Source organism: Syntrophus buswellii (assembly GCF_046097065.1).
GTDB classification, from domain to species: domain Bacteria; phylum Desulfobacterota; class Syntrophia; order Syntrophales; family Syntrophaceae; genus Syntrophus; species Syntrophus buswellii.
In genome coordinates this window covers 413,248-431,217 of sequence record NZ_CP175563.1, presented here as the reverse complement: position 1 = coordinate 431,217, position 17,970 = coordinate 413,248, and the positions used below count along the sequence as shown (strand labels likewise).

The window sequence follows — 17,970 nt, the reverse complement described above, 5'->3', positions numbered from 1 at the left end:
TCCGTATTTCTGTGGATTTTTTTTGGGAACATGCCCTAAAATGGCCTGTCTTCAATCTCACTCATGATGGAGAAGAGGGCCATGACTGTTCGATCCCCATGAACTTCAGGGCGACCAGGCAGGAAAGAGCAAAGCGGGCATGAGCCCTGCAACAGGTGCTGCATCCAGAATTCGAAACCGAAGCCGACAAAATCCGCGCCTTGATCCGGGGCGGCCATTGGAAGACACTCTTTAAAGCTATGGGCATCGCAGCAGACATCGTCATTATCGTCATTGCCTCCCTGGCGGGAGGGCTGGTGGCGAAACTCTTCCGGCAGCCGCTGGTCCTGGGATACATCCTGGCCGGCATCTTTATCGGGCCGCACACCGGGGGCATCAATGTATCCAATCTCCAGGTCATCGAAAAGCTGGCGGAAATCGGCGTGGCCCTGCTGCTTTTCGCCCTGGGGCTGGAATTCTCCCTGCGGGAACTGCGGCCCGTCCGCAGAATCGCCCTTCTGGGAACCCCCATCCAGATCCTCCTGACGATCGGCTTCGGCTTCGCCATCGGCTCCTGGCAGGGGTGGGATTGGAAAACCTCCCTCTGGTTCGGGGCGCTGATCTCTCTGTCAAGCACGATGGTGATCCTCAAGACCCTCATGAGTCAGGGCTGGATGGGCACCCTTTCCAGCAGGGTCATGATCGGGATGCTCATTGTTCAGGATCTGGCCGTCGTTCCGATGATGATTGTTCTTCCGCAGTTGAGCCATCCCGAAACCGGCCTGCCGCTGCTGGCCCTGTCCATCCTGAAGGCGGCCTTATTCCTGCTGGGGATGATTTTTCTCGGCACACAGCTCATTCCCTGGATTCTCCGGCGCATTGCCGGATGGAAATCCCGGGAGCTGTTTCTCCTGTCCGTGATCGCCCTCGGCCTCGGCATCGGCTACGGGACCTACCTGTTCGGTCTGTCTTTCGCCTTCGGCGCCTTCATTGCGGGACTGGTTCTCAGCGAGTCGGACTATGGCCATCAGGCCCTGAGCGAAATCATACCTCTCCGGGATGTCTTCAGCCTGCTCTTTTTTGCTTCCGTCGGAATGCTGCTGGATCCGGCTTTTTTATGGTCCCACTTGAAAACCGTCCTGATCCTCGTGGTCCTTGTGACCGTGGGCAAGGGGCTCATCTTCGCAGGCCTGAGCCGGCTGTTTTCCTACCGCAACGTCATTCCCCTGGCCGTGGGCCTGGGGCTTTTCCAGGTGGGTGAATTCTCTTTCGTCCTGGCCCGGGTGGGCCTGAACACCTCTTCAATCAGCTCCGAACTCTATTCCCTCGTGCTCACCCTTACCGTGGCCACCATGTTTCTGACTCCCTTTCTTTCCAATCTGACGTCGCCGATCTATTCCTTCTTTCGTTCGCGGACGATTCGGGAGCCTCTGCAGACCATCAATCTGCCGGAGTCCGGAATGTCGAATCACGTGGTGATTGCGGGAGGCGGACAGGTCGGCCTGAACATCGCCAGGATCCTGCACCGGTTCGGCGTCGAGTTCGTCGTCATCGAGATCGATTTTCACCGGTTCGAACAGCTGAAAGCCCTGAATTTCCCGGCCATCTTCGGAGACGCCGGCCAGGCCTCCGTCCTGGAAACACCGCAGATCCGCCGGGCAAAGCTGCTGCTCATCACCGTACCCTCCGCCGTTGTTTCTCAGGCCATTGCGGCCCAGGCCCACACCCTTCATCCCGAGCTGAAAATTTTCGCCAGGGCGATCAGCATTGAACACATGAAAGACCTTCATGCCCGGGGCGTTTACGAAGTGGTCCAGCCGGAATTTGAAGCCAGCCTGGAGTTTACGCGTCAGGCCCTGCTGCACTTTGAATTTCCACCGGATAAGGTGCAGTCCCTTCTGGATGCGATCCGCTATGAGCTTTACGCCCCCCTCTATGATTCCGACAGTTCCTACCGGACACTCTCGCAGTTGCAGAGCGCTTCCCGGCTGCTGGAACTCAACTGGCTGCTGCTGAAGGAAGGAAGCCCCCTCATCGGCCACTCCATCGAAGAGTTGCGCATCCGCTCACTCACCGGCGCTTCCGTTGTCGCCGTGATCCGCAGTGAGGCCCTTTTCCCGAATCCCACCCCGGATTTCCAGTTCCAGGATGGGGATTTCATCGGCGTTCTGGGGGATTCCAAGCAGCTGCGTGCCTTCCAGGAATGGGATCAGGGCAGTCCAACCGGTGCAGAAACGATTTCTCCCTGAGCCGGATCGTTCCGAGCCGGCCGGACACGCCTCTCAAGGCGGCCGGCACCTCCCCGCGAACGCTTCCGGCAGGGGTGTGGTTTCCAGGATCGGGCGCCCCTATTCCGGCTCTTCCTCCTTCAAGCTCAGCAGGATCTCCCGGACCTCAGGGAGCCCCGTTGCGCTCACAAGCACCTGAACAATATCCCCCTCTTCGAGAACCGTTCCGCCGCCGGGCACAAAGAAGCTCCCGTTGCGGCTCACCAGGACAATGAGCGCATCGCGGGGAAGCCCCAACTCCACAAGCGGTCGCCCCGCAACGGCGGCATCGAAGGGGATGACCAGTTCTTCGAGCCTGGTATCATCCCCCTCTACAGGCGCATACTCGATAGGATACCGCTGCTTCCGTTCAAACGGCGCCTGGAGCCCGAGCAGCCGGGCGACGGCGGGGATGGACCACCCCTGAAACAGGGCGGAGGTGAGGACGATAAAAAAGACGACATGGAAGATGGACTCCGCTTCCGGAATACCCGCCAGCAGCGGGAAGGTGGCAAGAACGATCGGGACGGCCCCTCTCAAGCCGACCCAGGAGACCAAGATCTTCTCCCTCCATTGAAGCCGGGCGTAGAGCAGGGAGATCAGGACACCCACGGGACGGGCGACCAGCATGAGGAAAAACGAGCAGGCAAGGCCGACTCCGATCACAGGGATGATCCTGGAGGGAAAAACCAGCAATCCGAGGGTGAGAAACATGGTGATCTGACTGAGCCAGGCAAAACCGTCGAAGAATCGCAGCATGCTCTTCTTGTGGATGAATTCACTGTTTCCGGCAATCAACCCGGCGATGTAAACGGCAAGGAAGCCGCTGCCCCCGCAGACCGCCGTCGAACCGTAAATGAAAGACGCGGCCGCCATGGCGAAAACGGGATAGAACCCCTCATAAGAGGATTTCATGTGGTTGAACATCAGGACCATCAGTTTTCCCAATCCCAGGCCGAAAACAATCCCGAGACCCATCTGGACGACAAAGAGAACGGCAATGGACCGCAGGGACGTACCGGGAATCGTCATGAGCTGAAGGATGCCCACGGTGAGAAAAACAGCCATGGGATCATTGCTTCCCGATTCGAGCTCCAGAAGAGGTTTGAGCTGCCCCCGCAGGCTGATGTTCCTGGAACGGAGGACGGAAAACACCGCGGCGGCATCTGTTGAAGAAACGATCGCTCCGAGAAGCAGTCCGCTGATCAGGGAAAGCTTGAGTACGTAAAATGCGAAGAGGCCGACCAAAACCGCCGTAAGAAGAACGCCGAGAGTGGCGAGGCTTGTCGCCTGCCAGACGGTTGGCTTGACCTCCGGCCATCGGGTGTCGAGCCCCCCCGCAAAAAGGATGAAAATCAGGGCCATGACGCCGATTGCCTGGGCCAGTGCGGCATCGTCGAAATAGATCCCGCCGGGACCTTCCGAACCCGCCAGCATGCCGATGCCCAAAAAGAGCAGCAGGACAGGCACGCCCAGGTTTTCGGAAAGCCTGGCAACACCGATGCTGAGAATGATCAGGAGCGAACCGATCAGGATGACATATTCAATCGGTATCATGTTCTAACCGCCCCGCACTGCGCCACACTGCTCCGCCCCATAGAACTTCCGCTCTCCTTCATCCCGGATCCGCCACCGCAATTTTGTGCACATCCCTGCCCGAATGCGGGACACGGAAGAATTCAATCCCCCCGGCACATGGCGCACCTTGTTTCTCGCTTTTATTTTCACCTTGCGATTGTATCCTTTTGAGTCTAATTTCATAGCATAGAAGCGCAACAAATGCACACCCGCCTGCACCACTGTTTTGGGATGCGGGCTTGCGTGCGTCAATCCTGGAAAGGCAGGCCCAATAGCAATGAAGAGGTTTGATCGGCCCGGAAGAGCCGGGTTGAGGGGATGTTCGGCGGCACTCCTGGCTGTGATGCTTCTGCTCTGCCCCGCGCGACTGCTGTCCGCTGATCCGGTCAGGGTTCTCGTCGTCGGGCTGGAGGGCGAGGCCCTGAAAAACGTTCAGGCCGCCCTGGCCATCCCCCCCGGCCTGGTGCGTGAAGGCAGGGTAGACCTGCTCTGGCTGGAGCGCTTCGCCTCCCAGGCGGAGGAAAATGCCCGCAGGGCCCTGGAGCCTTTCGGCTATTACCGGGCCCAGGTGAAGGTGGTGACTGAAGCGCCGGAGGAAGGGAGCCATCTTCTGCGGGTGGAGATTTCCCCGGGCGATGCTGTTCGAGTCGACGAGGTGAAGGTGGCCATCCAGGGCTCCGGCTCACAGGAGGCCCCCCTGCAGGAGATGGCAGACGCTTTCCCCCTTAGAAAAGGGGACGTTCTCCTGCATCAGCTTTATGAACGGTCCAAGGCGGCCCTTCAGGGGCGGGCCCAGGAGATGGGCTACCGGGATGCGCATTTTTCAGTCCACGAGATCCTCATTGACGAATCCCTTTCCGCCTCCCGCATCGGGCTCGTCCTGGAAACGGGAGACCGGCACCGCTTCGGAAAGCTCACCATTCAGGGGGCTCCCGACTACCCGGAAACCTTTCTGCAGAGGTACGTAACCTTCAGAACGGGGGAGATCTTCTCTCCCGCCAGGCTCGTGGAGACCCAGCGCAACTACCTGGACTCCGAACGCTTCCGGGAGGTGCGGGTCATTCCGGGAGCAAGCGAATCCCCGGGAAACACCGTGCCTGTGACGGTCGAGCTTACCCAGGCGCCGTCCCAAAGCCTGAGGGCGGGGCTCGGTTATGGTACGGACACCGGCGCCCGCTTCACCGTCCGGTACCGCGACTTGAATCTTTTTTCCCGCGGACACGAGATATCGGAAAATCTCTTTATTTCCGAACGCCTTCAAGGGCTGGCCTCCACGTACATCATTCACGGCATCCCCGATGCCAAAAGCTTTTTCTCCGCGCAGATAAACCTCCAGCAGGAGGACATCGACGCTTACCGCAGCCGCCTGGTATCGTCGGAATTCTCCCTGAATCGAAGCTTCCGGGCCAAAATGCTCGGTGCGGCCTATCTCCGGCTTCTCTACGAAGACAGCACTCTCGGGGAGGGGAATTCACGATATTTCTCCGTTCTGCCGGGTCTGCGCCTGGCCGATGACCGTTATGACCATCCAACCCATCCCCGCAGTGGATTCCGCTACATGGTGGAGGTGCGGGGAACCCACGAAGCCCTGGGGTCGGAAATGGGCCTGTTCCAGGGAATCGCCGAGGGAAGCCGTTTGACGCCGCTGCCGTGGAGCCTGACACTCCATACCCGGGCAGCCGCAGCGCTCACGGTCCTGAGCGACCCCCTCAGCCAGCTCCCCCCGTCACTGCGCTTTTTTGCCGGCGGCGATCAGAGCGTCCGGGGGTATGCCTATAAATCCCTCGCTCCGCGGGACTCGGAGGGCGATCTGGCGGGAGGGAAGCACCTTCTGTCCGGAAGCGTTGAGCTTGAACGGGCCCTCTACAAGGACTGGAGCGTCTCTGTGTTTTACGATGCCGGGAACGCCTTCGACTCGTTCTCCTCCTTCCGGCTCCATCAGGGGGCTGGAGTCGGTGTCCACTACTACACTCCCGTCGGCGCCCTGAATTTCTCTATCGCCCGCCAGATCGGAAGGGATGATCCTTCATACCGCATCCATTTCACCGTGGGGTTCCAGCTATGAGGCGGCGGGGCTGTTTTCTGTCGCTGGGAATCCTGCTTTTCGTCCTTGGCATCGTGATGGGCGGGATGGCCTGGCTGGCCGGAACGACGGCGGGGGCCCGATGGCTGGTGAACACCCTCAGCCGCCTGGCGTCGGCCGAAATCAGCATCCGCTCCGTGGAGGGGCGGCTGTCCGACCGGCTGGATCTCTCTGGAATACGGATCGGATCGGCGCAGCAGACGGTGGAAATCGACCGGCTGGCCCTCGAATGGAATCCGCTCTATCTCTTGCTGGCGCACGTCGATATCGGCAGGATTGCCGCACGAGGCGTGAGAATCCGGGATGACGGGCCTCGAACCCCCCTTTCCCTGAAATGGCCGAAGCTGCCGGATGCGTTACATTTCGTCACGCTGGAGGTGTCGCGCCTGGGCCTGAACGGCCTCGAATACCGAAAGGGAAGCGATCCGCCCGTCATTGTTCATGAATTTTCCGGCACCGCACGATGGCAAAGCGGTCATCTCATCCTGGCGGGGGTTCGCGCCGCCATGCCGTCTCTGAAGGTGGAGGGAACGATCGACATGGGCATGAACCGCCCTTCCCTCGTGACCGACCTGACCCTCTATCCGGAGAAGTCTATCGGCGGCCTGGAGCGCTTCGTTCTGCATACCCGCCTTCAACCGGCCAGAGAGCCGGAACAGGCGGCGGGGGCATTCACCTTCGCCGGAGCAGGGGGAAATGACCAGGAGATGCCGGGCGTGGAGCTGTCAGGTGAAGCGGGCGTGGAGCAGAAGGCCCTCCGTTTCCGCAATCTCCGCCTCACCGGCGATGATCTGCACGGCACACTCACCGGTGGGGCCGCCATCGACTTCAGCTCCATCGACCCTTCGATGACGGTGGAGCTTCAGGCCGCCGGGGTCGATCTGGCCCGGCAGATCGGCACGGCGACAAACATGGAAGGAACGCTGAGCTTTGCCGGAACCACGGGAAATTACCGGGGCCGCTTTGCCATCGCCAACACCGGCCCCGGCTGGCACGCCCTTCGTTTCTCCGGCGCCTACGAGGGCCATGAAAAGGGCATGAAACTGACCTCCCTGGCGGGAACGATCCTGAAGGGAACCCTCGGGGGAGACCTGAAAATCGACTGGACCGGCGGTGTTCGCCTGGAAGGCGCCATCCGGGGAAGGAAGCTGGACCCCTCAGGCATCACCCCCGACTGGAAGGGACTCATCAATTTCGATCTGGCCGGCAGCCTGTTCAAGGCAGGGGATGCGCCCCTGCAGGGCGATCTCCAGGGGACCCTCCTCGAAAGCCGGCTTCACGGCCGGACGCTGACGGGAAATGTGCGCGGCGCCTTCGCCGGAGAGAGCATCCGGATAGAATTCCTGAACCTTCACGGCAGGGGCTTCTCTATCCATGCGGCGGGCGAACTGGACAAGCGGCTGGCCCTGGACGCAAGGATCAGCGATCTTTCCAGGCTCGTTCCCGGGGCATCCGGAACGTTGAATGCCGACGGCTGGATACGCAGGGATGAAGACCGGTTCAGCGGAGCCATCCGCGGACGCGCCCGGGCCCTGGCGTCGGACGGCCTCCGGATCGATTCGGCGGATCTGACCGCCCGAATCGGCCCGAAGCAGGACGATCCGCTGCACATGTCCGCGACACTGCACACGGTTGCCTACAACGGCCTGCGCGTCAATGCCGCCACCCTGGAAGCGCTGGGAACGGGCACGCGACACACGATCCAGGCCGCGCTGAGCGCTCCCGGCGCCGAGACGCTCCTACAACTTGCCGGCGGTTATGCCGACGGGCGGTGGCAGGGACACCTCCTCCGTTTTTCCGGCCGCGACGCTGTCGGTCCGTGGCACCTGTCCGCACCTGCAGCCCTTTCCCTGGGAAAGGAGCGGATGTCCCTGGGCCCCCTCGTCGTAACCGGGACACCCGGGGAGCGCATCGAAGCCGCCGCGGACCTCTTCCGCCCCGGCTTGCGCGGAAACGCCTCCCTGCGCATCAGTGGATTGAATCTCGCCCGCTTCGACCCCTGGCTGACGGCGGCTCAGGTGAGGGGTGTGGCAAACGGGGAGTTTCGCCTTGACCTGGCGAGCAGGGACCATTTTTCCCTGAAGGCCAGGACCGACCTCAGGGGCACCATCGGAGCTGAAGGCAGGCACATCACCGTGCGGCGGCTGGATGCGGCCCTCCTGGGTAGCGAAAAAGGGCTCAGCGGCAGGCTGGAAATCGGGCTGCAAAAGGACGGCATGCTCCACGGCACATTTTACTGCGCCTTTCCAGCCCGCTCTTTCGTGCCGGACCGGGGAGAGTTCAAGGCCAGATGGTCTCACGTCGACCTTGCCCTCCTCCGCCCCTGGCTTCCCAGTGAACCCGGCGTCGAGATCCGCGGGCTTCTGGGGGGCGGCCTCACCGGTGTGATCCGCCCTGCAAAGCGCTTTGAGCTCGCCGGATCGGCTTTCCTCGCCCAGGGGGCAATCCGCCAGCGCAGAGGGAATCTGGACATCACGGCACACATCGACAAGGCGGAGGCCACCTGGGCCTGGCGCGAAGAGTCGCTGAGCGGAACGGCAACCCTGGCCCTCGCTGATTACGGGAAGGTGCAGGGCCGATATCGGCTGCCGATCCCCGCACGCTTTCCCGCAGCCGCCAACCCGCAGGGAAGAATCGAAGGGCTCCTGACCGCCCAAATCCGGGAGAGGGGGCTTCTCGCCATCCTGTTCCCCGGAGCCGTGCAGGAAAGCCAGGGGAACCTCGAGTTGGACCTGGCGGTCGGCGGACAATGGAAGGAACCGCAGTTGGAGGGAAAGATCCGTCTGGCCAATGCGGGGGCTTACATCCCCTCGGCGGGCATCCGTCTGAAGGATGTCCAGATGTCCGGACGCCTCGAAAAGGACGCACTGCACGTTGATTCTTTCCGCGCCGTCTCCGGCCCCGGCCATGTCGGGGGAACGGCCCTCATCCGGTTGAAGGAATGGAAGGTGTCGGGCTACCGGATCACGATGGCGGGCGAGCGGTTTCGCACGGTCTATTTCCCGGAACTTCAGCTGTACGCATCACCTCGGCTCACCGTCGAGGGAACACCGGATAAGCTGGCCGTTCGCGGCGAGGTGCATCTTCCGGAGCTCCACATAGCCGGATCACCTGTTCAAGGGGTCATCCGGCCGAGTCCGGATGTGAAGATCGAAGGCCGCCCCCCCATCGAATCGAAGGCCTTTCCCCTGGATGTGGACCTGCAGATCCTTCTGACAGTAGGCGATCGGGCCTTTGTGAAACTGGCGGGAATTGATGCCCAACTGGGGGGGGCGCTGCAGATAAAGGCTCTGCGCCATATCGAACGGATCACAAGCACCGGAGAGATCCGGATCGTCAAGGGACGCTACCAGGCCTACGGTGTGACGCTGGAGATCGTTCGGGGAAGGTTCTTTTACGCCGGCGGCGCCATCGGCAGGCCGTCCCTCGATGTCCTGGCCCTCCGCACCGCCGGATCCGTCCGGGCCGGTGTCCTGGTAACGGGAACCGCGCAGTCGCCGGTGGTCAGCCTGTACTCGGAACCCTCCATGGAGGATGTGGACATCCTCAGTTATATCGTCCTCGGACGCCCTCTCGGCAGATCGGGGGAACAGGTTGACCTCCTCACCATGGCGGCGGAAAGCCTCCTGTCGGCCGGCCAGTCGGTCGTCCTGCAGGACAAGCTCGCCACCCGGCTTGGTCTCAGTTCTCTGGAGGTTTCTACCCGCAGCGAAAACGCCCCGGGCTGGGATGCCTATACGGCTCGCCCCCTTGCCTCGCCGGGCTCCGCCGCGGCGGCCTCGGAGAACAATCTCTCCCGGGCCATGGCCACCGTGGGAAAATATTTGACCCCGAAGCTCTATATCAGCTATGGTCGGTCCCTCTTTACCGGCAGCAATCGGTTCCTCCTTCGGTACGACCTTCACGGAAACTGGCAGGTTGAAACTCAGACGGGAACGGAAAGCGGAGTGGACTTCTACTACAAAATTGAATTTCGATAACTCCGGCAGGCCTCCGCTCGCGACCCGCAATGAGGGAGCGGCAAAAAACCGGCGTACACGCATCGATACAGGAAGCGGCCCGTCATGCCGGCCCGGAGAACCCGGCGTTTTTTATTGTCCTTCCATGAATTCATTGACATAAAGGATTAATTTCCCTATTTATTTCTTCAGAAGGGCGGAATTTCATCAAGGCGGCGCCGATCATGGAGGACGGAGACGATGATTGTCAAATTATCTCTCGGCGAGTTGGAGAGGGCAAGGCTGGTCCTACGGGGAGGGTCGGTCCTCGACTGGCATCGACTGGACGTGGGATCGCTCGATGAGTGCCTTGCCATCCTCCGCGCAAACGGATTCGATCTGGAAGACGAGGGGGACCGGTCATATCTGAAGAACATGCGCTTGTCCGCCATCGACTATCTCACGCGGAATTTCGGCTTCTCTTTCCTGCCGGAGATCTTCAACGCCCCATCCGCAGGCGATCTCATGCTCCTTGCGGCAGGGAAGGATTCGCTGCGGAGGCGTCAGGCCTGCGTGGTGCTGAAGGTCATGCATGTCCTCCATCACGCGGAAGCGATGGAGCTCAAGTCCCGGCTGAACATCGCCGAGCATGAACTCTACCACATCGTCGAGGATAAGGCGGTGCGCGTCATTGAGGCGATGAAAGAGCGGGGATATCCCATTGTTGATTTTCAGTGCAGCCGCAAAACCCGCGACTCCATCATCACCAAGCTGCTGCACAAGAAGCAGGGGAACAGAGCCCTCCTGTACGACATGATCCGATTCCGCATCGTTACGGCAACCGCTGAGGAGATCGTACCCGCCATCGCCTACCTGAGCATTCACCTTTTCCCCTTCCATTACACCGTGCCGGGAGAGAGCCGCAATTCGATCTTTGATTTCCGGGATTTCATCCGCAGGCATCCCCGCATCTCCAGGATGATCCCGGAATTCCAGGTGGACTTGATGTATGAGAACGAAATGCGCGGGCCATCCAATCCGGAAACAAACGACACCTTCAGAACGGCCAGCTTCGTCGTCGACATCCCCATTCGCCTGGATGACCGGCAGCTCGAACTCTGGGCTCCCGGAGCGAGGCTTTCATCGCGGGTCGTTCACGTTCTTGCCGAATTCCAGATCGTCGACGAGGCGTCCCATGCCGGGAACGAACAGGGCGAAGCCAGCCATGTCCGGTACAAGGACAGAAGATTATCCAGGGTGAAGGAGCGCCTGCTCCGGGGAAGGATGGTCTGGAACGACAAAGCCGGCGAATGAAGCACAGCTTCCCGCACCGGAGCCCTATCCTTCCGCCGGCTTGATCCAGAAATTCCAGATCCCCTGCAGCCAGGCATAAGTATACCAGACGGATACCGCAAAGATGCCCCACTGTTCGTGCTGCCACGAGGACCAGAACCAGAAGGGCTGCCCCATCAAGCCGACAACAAACCCCCAGCGCCGCCAATGCTCCCTGCGTCCCACCAGCCAGATGGACGTGCAGCTCAGCACGATGATTCCCCATTGATTGATATCGGCCAGTTCCATGGCATGACCTTCCTTTACGGAAACATTAGAAAAGCATCTCACATCCTGAACGCGGATCCCGGGCAGTCCGATCCCTTGGCCGGCACAGGGTCCGATCATGTTCGCCGGCGGAGAAATGCGGCGGCGTTTCTGCTGCAAACGGCTCTGTTCCCCGTTGAGCCGTCATCCCGCCATTACAGGGAATTGTCGAGTCTGACCGCCTCCGTCAACCGCTCGGAAAAATCCGGTATGGCCGCCCTGACGCGGACCCAGGCGGGAAGCATGGGAATTCCCACGGGATTACGGATAAATTCCTCCGTCGCCGTTTGAAGGGATTTCACAAACGCCTCTGCCGCCTCAATTTCGCTGTGCCGGTCATAACTCAGTCCGTTGATCATGGACAGGGCATGATATTTTTCGATCACGAGGCGGGATTCCTCGATATAGGCCGTGAAGAGCGTCCGGAAGAAAGACGAACTCATAACGATGCCGTCCTGGCTCAAAATCCGGAACAGGGCCTCGGCAATGTCGGTGGCCATGCGGATCAATCCGGCATCCGGGTTTGTTTTGTCCAGGACCTGATGCTTGTGCTCGTAAGATTCAGTAATTTCCACCTGGCAGATGCGGTTGAGGGAAGCGCGCTGGTAGACTTCGCTCAGAAGAGAGACTTCGAGCCCCCAGGTGGGCGAGATCCGGATGCTTCGCGCCAGGGTGCTGATCAGGGCGAATTCCCCCGAAAGGGGATAACGGAAGTTTCCCAGATAGTCCAGAAATGGGTTGTAGTTCAGGATCCGCTTCATTGCCCGGATCAGGGGGATATAGAAGAGCCGGGTGGCCCGCCCGTAGAGCCGCTCCCCTGCCCGAGCGTAATACCCCTTGCTGAATTCGAAATCAATGGCCGGATGAACCACCGGATAGACCAGCCTGGACAGAAAGTCCCTGGTGTAATTCAGAATGTCCGAGTCGTGCAGGGCGATGGCGTATACGTCTTCATCCTCCAGGACATAACCCAGGGTCATCCAGACGGACCGACCTTTTCCGGGCCGCTGGATGTTGAAATCGTTTGCCGCCAGGTCCCGATACAATTCCTGCATCCGGGGGCCGTCGTGCCAGACCACAACCACCTCCGTGGGAATCTCGCCCATCAGCTTCCTTGCCTTCTGGAACTGGCGTTCGTCCGCCCGGTCCAGCGACAGAACGATCCGCTTGAGATACCGCACCTTTTTCAGCTCCTCGATAATGACCGGCATGGAAGGCGTTTCAAACTCGGAAAAGAGAGCCGGAAGCAGAAGAACCGTATCGCGCTTTCTGGTGATCGCCACAAGCTCCTCGTCGATTTCTCCGGAAGGCCTCTCCTTCAGCCTCTGTAACGTGGTAATCATCCCGTGTTGATAAAAATCAGCCATTTCATCTTCCTCCTTTCCGTCTCCAGATTTTGATCATGTAATCCTTCTGGCGTTCGAAGGCTTCGGCCTGGGCCTCAAAATGCGCCTCCGCCTCGGTCGGGCTTTTGTCCCGCACCTCGTTGACCAGGGAGGCCACTCGCCCGTAATAGAGGGGCACCATGGTGTCCAGCACCTTGAAGCGCTGGCGCGGCGTGGCCCGGAACGCCCCCGCATAGCAGTAGACGATGCGGACCCACGTTTCGATGGGGAGGTAAAACTGGTCCCCCTGGTCAACCTCGGCCAGTTTAGAAATGGCTGTAAAATCCTCCTCATCGATGATGTTCTGCCACACCGTCCCGAAATTGTTCAACCCCACCTTGAAGTATTCGAGAAGAACTTCCTGGTTGATCTCAAAAGCCGGCGGCTCCTGACCGACGAACTCGCCGAGGGAAGGAACTTCCCGGGACCGGCGGACTTTCAGCCAGAAATCCTCGTAGCGCTCCATGAGCTGAAACGTGGTTCCCACCACCTGGCGGAACATGGGCCCCAGGTCCGCAGAGGGATCCTTCTGCCCGTGCACCTTCGCGCCAAGCTTTGCCTGGCAGATCCGAAAGCCGCCGACAATGGCCGACGTGGTCATCCAGATGTCAACCCCGAATTTGGCCACGTCCGTCTCCCAGACGTCCTGATCCAAATAAAACTTGATCAGGGCCGGAGACAGTCCGAAGTCGCCGCCTATGGGCTGCCGGATTGTTTTTCCGTAAAGGGCCCTCGTCAGGTTGTAGGCAATCGTGTTGGTGATGGTCCCATCCAGTTTATAGCGCTTGTAGTCGGGAGCGACGTAATCATATCCCTCGATCACCGGATCCAGGATGTTCCGTACCCATTCAGGGGTAATGGAAAGCAGATCGGAATCGAACACCGCAATCGCCCTGGCCCTGAGAAAAGCGGCGACCTCAAAAACGGCCCGCAGGCCGGAGCCCTTCCCGTGGCTTCCCCGGTAAACGGTGACAATGCTCTCGATGTTGTAGGATTTCGGATCGATCGCCCGGGCAAGTTCCCGCGTATCGTCCGTGGACCCCCCATCGGAAATCATGATAAGGGCCTTTCGGTCCTTGTAATAATGATCCAGGCCCTGGATGATGACTTGAACAACATGGGAAATGGTGTCGCCGCTGTCATAGGATGGAATGCCGATGACGATGTCGGCGGTCCCGAGCTGCTCGATCTTCGTCCTCACATGAGGCCTCAACGCCGAGGAAAACCGTATTGCCGTGGTCATGATTCGTTACCTCCAACCAGTAAAATCGAGATGTCCATGACATTCGTCCCTGTCGGACCGGTGACGATCACCCCCCCCGTCCGTTCCAGGAAGGAAGAGGAGTCATTCCGATCCAGAAAGTCATCAAGAGAAAGGTTCATTTCCCGGGCGCGCGTCCAGACGGAGGCGTCGACCAGCGCCCCCGCAGCCTCCGAACTTCCGTCGATGCCGTCCGTCCCGGCGCATAACAGAAGCAGTCCGCCTTGATCCCGAATTTCCCGAAGAGCCGCCAGGCAGAGCTCCTGGTTCCGGCCCCCCTTTCCGTTACCCCGAAGGGTCACCGTCGTCTCTCCGCCAAAGAGAAGGCAGAGGGGCGGCTGCTCAGGCATGCGGCTCGCCAGAAATTTCCTGCCCATGGCGACAATGGACTTTGCCGCCTCCCGCGCCTCTCCTTTCAGGCGGTCCGTCACAAGATGGGCCTCGAGCCCCAGGGACAGCGCTTTTTCCTTCGCCCTTCGCAGGGCTTTTCGATTGCTGCCCACCACAACGTGATCGATGCCGGGGTTGGCCGCCTTGGGCGTTTCTTCCATCTTCCCGGCGGGACCTTGCTCCATCAGGACCCGAAGGGCAGCGGGCGCCTTTTCCCAAAGGCCGTACCGGGCCAGGATGTCGCGGACATCCTCGATGGTGGAGCGGTCCTTATACAGCGGGGCGGATCCGATGGTCTCCAGGTCGTCGCCGATGACATCGGAAAGCACCAGAACGACCCCCCGCGCCTTCGTCATCGCTCCCAACCGGCCGCCCTTTACCAGGGAAAGATGCTTTCTTACCGCGTTCATTTCGTCGATCGGCACGCCTGCCGCAAGAAGCATCCGCGACATTTCCTGGAGATCCTGAAGGGTCAGCGGAGAAATCGGCTTCTCAATCAGGGCGGAACTTCCGCCGGACAGAAGGTAGATGAAAAAGTCCTCCTCCGAGAGCCCGGAAAGCGCGCTCATCAGTCTTTCCGCCGCATGGACGCTTCGGGCATCGGGAACGGGATGAGCGCCCACGACCACGTCAATGCGGTCCAGTTCCGCTTCGTAACTGGACACCACCAGCCCGCCGGCGACCCGGTCTCCAAGAATTTCCGTCACCGCTTTTGCCATGCCGGCGGAAGCCTTGCCGCTGCCGAAGACGAAGAGCTTCCGCCCGGGCTCCTGACCATATCGCCGATCCCCGACAATCAGCTCGTTTCCCTCGATCTTCAGGGCTTCACGGATCATGGCCTCCGGCAGCACCGCGCGGAGGGCCTCGAAAAAGATCTCATGGGCTGTCTGCTTCAAGTTCATCCAATATCCTCCCCAGGGCCTCGTTCCAACCCCGGCTTCCCGGGTCCGGGGCCTTCACCAGCCCCGGCAGCGAAGCCTCCAGCCAGCCGCGCTCCGGGTGGGGGATAAGAACGGGAACGTCCACTTCCTGCAGCATCGGCAGGTCGTTTTCACTGTCGCCGATGCCGACGGCCACGTGCTCCATCCCGAAGATCCCCCGATAGAGGGACCTCACGCCGCGCACGGCGGCCCCCTTGTCCTGCCGGTCGCCGATGAGATGGTAAAACCTTCCGCCGCGGACGATCTTCATTCCTTCCCTCGCCGCCAGGCGCTCCAACTCCGGAAGATCCGGGACGGATTTCAGGAGAAAGGGCTCCGAAAACTCCCGGGCCTTCGCCCTTTCCGCCTCTTCAACGGCAAGCCCGGAAAGTACGGCCACCTCCTGGGAAGAAAGGTCGCCGTATCCGGTAATTTTGAAGCGGCTCTTCATCGCCGCAAATACGCCGCGGATCCTTCCATACGGCAACCCCAGCGCGAGGACGAAGAAATTCCCCTGCTCCCGGAATTCCTCGGGCAGGGAGACGCTGCGGTATCCCCTCGGAACAAAAATTCCCCCGCCGTTCTCCACGATAAAGGGCTCCCGGAATCCCAGCCGGTTCTGGAGAGGCTCCACCTCCCGGCGCGTCTTGCTGGTTACGAAAACCAGGGGGATCTTCGCCCCCCGGAGCCGATCCAGGGTCGGCCGGGCTTCTTCAAAGGAGTAATCGTCATGATTCAGAAGGCTCCCGTCCAGATCCGTAAAGACCAGGATGTTCATTTCCGCCTACCCCCTTTCCGGCAGAGTGGAAACCAGTATTTTGATCGAAGGCCTTCCGGCCGCCCTTGCGGCAAGGGTTTTTCTGATCTGCAGAGGGGCGATCCGGCATTCCGCGCTGAGAAAGGAAGCGAGGGCCTCCGCCCGCTCATTGGCCAGGCGGATTCTTTCCCGGTAGGGCAGGTTCGCTTCCGCAACGGCCTCCAGGGAAATGAGAATGCGGTCGTTTCTCGCATAGGCATCCCGAAGGGGCTCCAACTCCTTTTTCATCGCCTCCGTCAGCGCTGTGGATCCCGGATTAAAAAACAGCACGGGGACAAAGGGCACCGTCTCCACTCGGAGGCGAACCGGCATATTCAAGGAGGCGCTGAAAAATTTCTCCAGCCACGTCAGTTCCTCAACCGACAGGGGGTAATCGCGGCGGATCTGAACGGTCAGAAGCAAAGCGGAGGCTTTATCCTGAAAAGCCACGGAGAAATCCGTGATCCGGGAAGGGGAGATAAGCTCTTCCGCTTCGGCCGACACCTGCCGGATCAGGGGAACAATCCCCTCCCTCGCCTCCTGAAGGATCTCCTTCGTCGGCCTGGCGGGGACGATAGCGGATGCTAATGTGATGTCCTGCTCCGCCAATCCCTGGGGCAGCACCTTAACCTGCTCGACATGAAGTCTCACTTTCCTCTTCAGTCTGTCCCGCACCTTCTGCTCAGCCAGCTCCAGTTCCCTGTCCTTGAGGTATTCAACAGCGTTGACAACCGCCTCGATCTCCAGCAGGCCCCCGTCGTCCAATTCCGTAAACTGGAATGTGGCCAGGCGCGAGCGCTTTTCCTGATTGAACTGTCGTTTCAGAGACGCTTCGACATCCCGTTTCAGCTTGATCTCGGTAACGCCCCGGGAAAGGGTGTAAACCAGCGGGACCGAGATCAAAAGGAGAAGCAGGGACAGATAGACGAGGCGGCGCTTCAATTTCTTCATGTTTTCTTCGGCGGCCATCGTGGGGCGGAATCCATAAAGGGAAAAGACAAGGCAGGTCGAAAGTACAATGGCGACAAAATTGGTGAAGAAAAGAAAAAAGGCGCCGGCGGCGATGGTCGGATTGCCGTTTCCAATACCGAATCCCGTCACGCTCAGTGGGGGTATGACGGCCGTGGCGATGGCCACTCCGGGAACGATGGTGAGATAGTTCTTCTTGGTGCAGATGGCCGCCGCACCAGCCGTTCCGGATAGAAAGGCGATCATCAGGTCAAAGATGTTGGGTGTGGTCCGGGCGCTTATTTCCCGGGTGACTTCGCTGAGGGGGGAAAGGTAGGAAGCCAGAGTGGCGATAAGGACCGTGGCAACAACGCTGATGGCCACCTTGCGGAGGGATTTCGTCCAGACCAGGGAATCCCCGGTAACGAAAGCGAATCCGAAGCTCAGAATGGGTCCCATGAGCGGAGAAATCAGCATGGCTCCGATAATGACCGGGGCGCTGTTGATCATGAGGCCGCTGAGGGCGATGAGATTGGCCAGCGTCAGGATGGTGAAATAGCCGGCCGTGATATCCAGCTCGTCATAGATATTTTTGATGATCTCCCGATGATTGATCACCGGAAGCCTCTCGCGCAGCCAACGGTTGATCCTGTATTCCAGTTTTTTAATCATCTTCACGTCCACGGAAATTGCCATCTGGTGCAGAAGCGCCGCATCCGGCATCATGCCCCTGCGGCGATCCGTTCCAGGCTTGTCATATTTTTCCGGCAGGGCGCTTCTTTGGGTCCCGCCTGGCCGACAATAGCCCATCTGTCTCTATCGGCAC

Annotated in this window: 11 protein-coding genes; 4 read left to right on the top strand and 7 right to left on the bottom strand. The window is 60.1% G+C overall.

Translation table 11 applies throughout. The annotated features are described in order from the left end of the window. Positions 1-155 precede the first annotated feature (155 nt). The gene (locus ACJ77P_RS01920; RefSeq protein ID WP_408998863.1) at positions 156-2,228 is read left to right on the top strand and encodes a cation:proton antiporter; all 2,073 of its coding nucleotides are present in this window, start codon (positions 156-158) and stop codon (positions 2,226-2,228) included. 99 nt (positions 2,229-2,327) lie between these two features. Here the strand turns inward: ACJ77P_RS01920 and ACJ77P_RS01915 are convergent, their stop codons facing one another. Continuing rightward, on the bottom strand, positions 2,328-3,803 hold the full coding sequence (locus ACJ77P_RS01915; protein WP_408998862.1) for a potassium/proton antiporter: 1,476 nt from the start codon (positions 3,801-3,803) through the stop codon (positions 2,328-2,330). Positions 3,804-4,101: 298 nt separating this feature from the next. Between ACJ77P_RS01915 and ACJ77P_RS01910 the strand changes: the two genes are divergently transcribed. The 3 genes from ACJ77P_RS01910 (at position 4,102) to ACJ77P_RS01900 (ending at position 11,159) form a co-directional block, all read left to right on the top strand. Beyond that, positions 4,102-5,889 carry an autotransporter assembly complex protein TamA gene (locus tag ACJ77P_RS01910; protein WP_408998861.1) on the top strand — a complete coding sequence of 596 codons (1,788 nt, stop codon included), beginning with the start codon at positions 4,102-4,104 and terminating at the stop codon, positions 5,887-5,889. Beyond that, on the top strand, positions 5,886-9,887 hold the full coding sequence (locus tag ACJ77P_RS01905; protein WP_408998860.1) for a translocation/assembly module TamB domain-containing protein: 4,002 nt from the start codon (positions 5,886-5,888) through the stop codon (positions 9,885-9,887). Before ACJ77P_RS01910 ends, ACJ77P_RS01905 begins: the two co-directional genes overlap by 4 nt. A gap of 219 nt (positions 9,888-10,106) precedes the next feature. Continuing rightward, positions 10,107-11,159: a TIGR04552 family protein gene (locus ACJ77P_RS01900; RefSeq protein WP_367359712.1), complete on the top strand. Its 1,053-nt coding sequence runs from the start codon at positions 10,107-10,109 to the stop codon at positions 11,157-11,159. Between the two features lie 24 nt (positions 11,160-11,183). Here ACJ77P_RS01900 and ACJ77P_RS01895 read toward each other — a convergent pair whose 3' ends face one another. From ACJ77P_RS01895 to ACJ77P_RS01870, 6 genes are all read right to left on the bottom strand, one after another. Further along, positions 11,184-11,426 carry a hypothetical protein gene (locus ACJ77P_RS01895; RefSeq protein ID WP_367359711.1) on the bottom strand — a complete coding sequence of 81 codons (243 nt, stop codon included), beginning with the start codon at positions 11,424-11,426 and terminating at the stop codon, positions 11,184-11,186. 173 nt (positions 11,427-11,599) lie between these two features. After that, positions 11,600-12,811 carry a glycosyl transferase gene (locus ACJ77P_RS01890; RefSeq protein ID WP_367359710.1) on the bottom strand — a complete coding sequence of 404 codons (1,212 nt, stop codon included), beginning with the start codon at positions 12,809-12,811 and terminating at the stop codon, positions 11,600-11,602. Between the two features lies 1 nt (position 12,812). Next, on the bottom strand, positions 12,813-14,072 hold the full coding sequence (locus ACJ77P_RS01885; protein ID WP_367359709.1) for a glycosyltransferase: 1,260 nt from the start codon (positions 14,070-14,072) through the stop codon (positions 12,813-12,815). After that, complete coding sequence (locus ACJ77P_RS01880) at positions 14,069-15,382, bottom strand: glycerate kinase (protein WP_408998859.1); 1,314 nt, start codon at positions 15,380-15,382, stop codon at positions 14,069-14,071. The genes ACJ77P_RS01885 and ACJ77P_RS01880 overlap by 4 nt, the downstream gene beginning before the upstream one ends. After that, complete coding sequence (locus ACJ77P_RS01875) at positions 15,357-16,178, bottom strand: HAD-IIB family hydrolase (RefSeq protein WP_408998858.1); 822 nt, start codon at positions 16,176-16,178, stop codon at positions 15,357-15,359. The genes ACJ77P_RS01880 and ACJ77P_RS01875 overlap by 26 nt, the downstream gene beginning before the upstream one ends. A gap of 6 nt (positions 16,179-16,184) precedes the next feature. After that, positions 16,185-17,954: a TIGR00341 family protein gene (locus ACJ77P_RS01870; protein WP_408998857.1), complete on the bottom strand. Its 1,770-nt coding sequence runs from the start codon at positions 17,952-17,954 to the stop codon at positions 16,185-16,187. Positions 17,955-17,970: the final 16 nt, after the last annotated feature.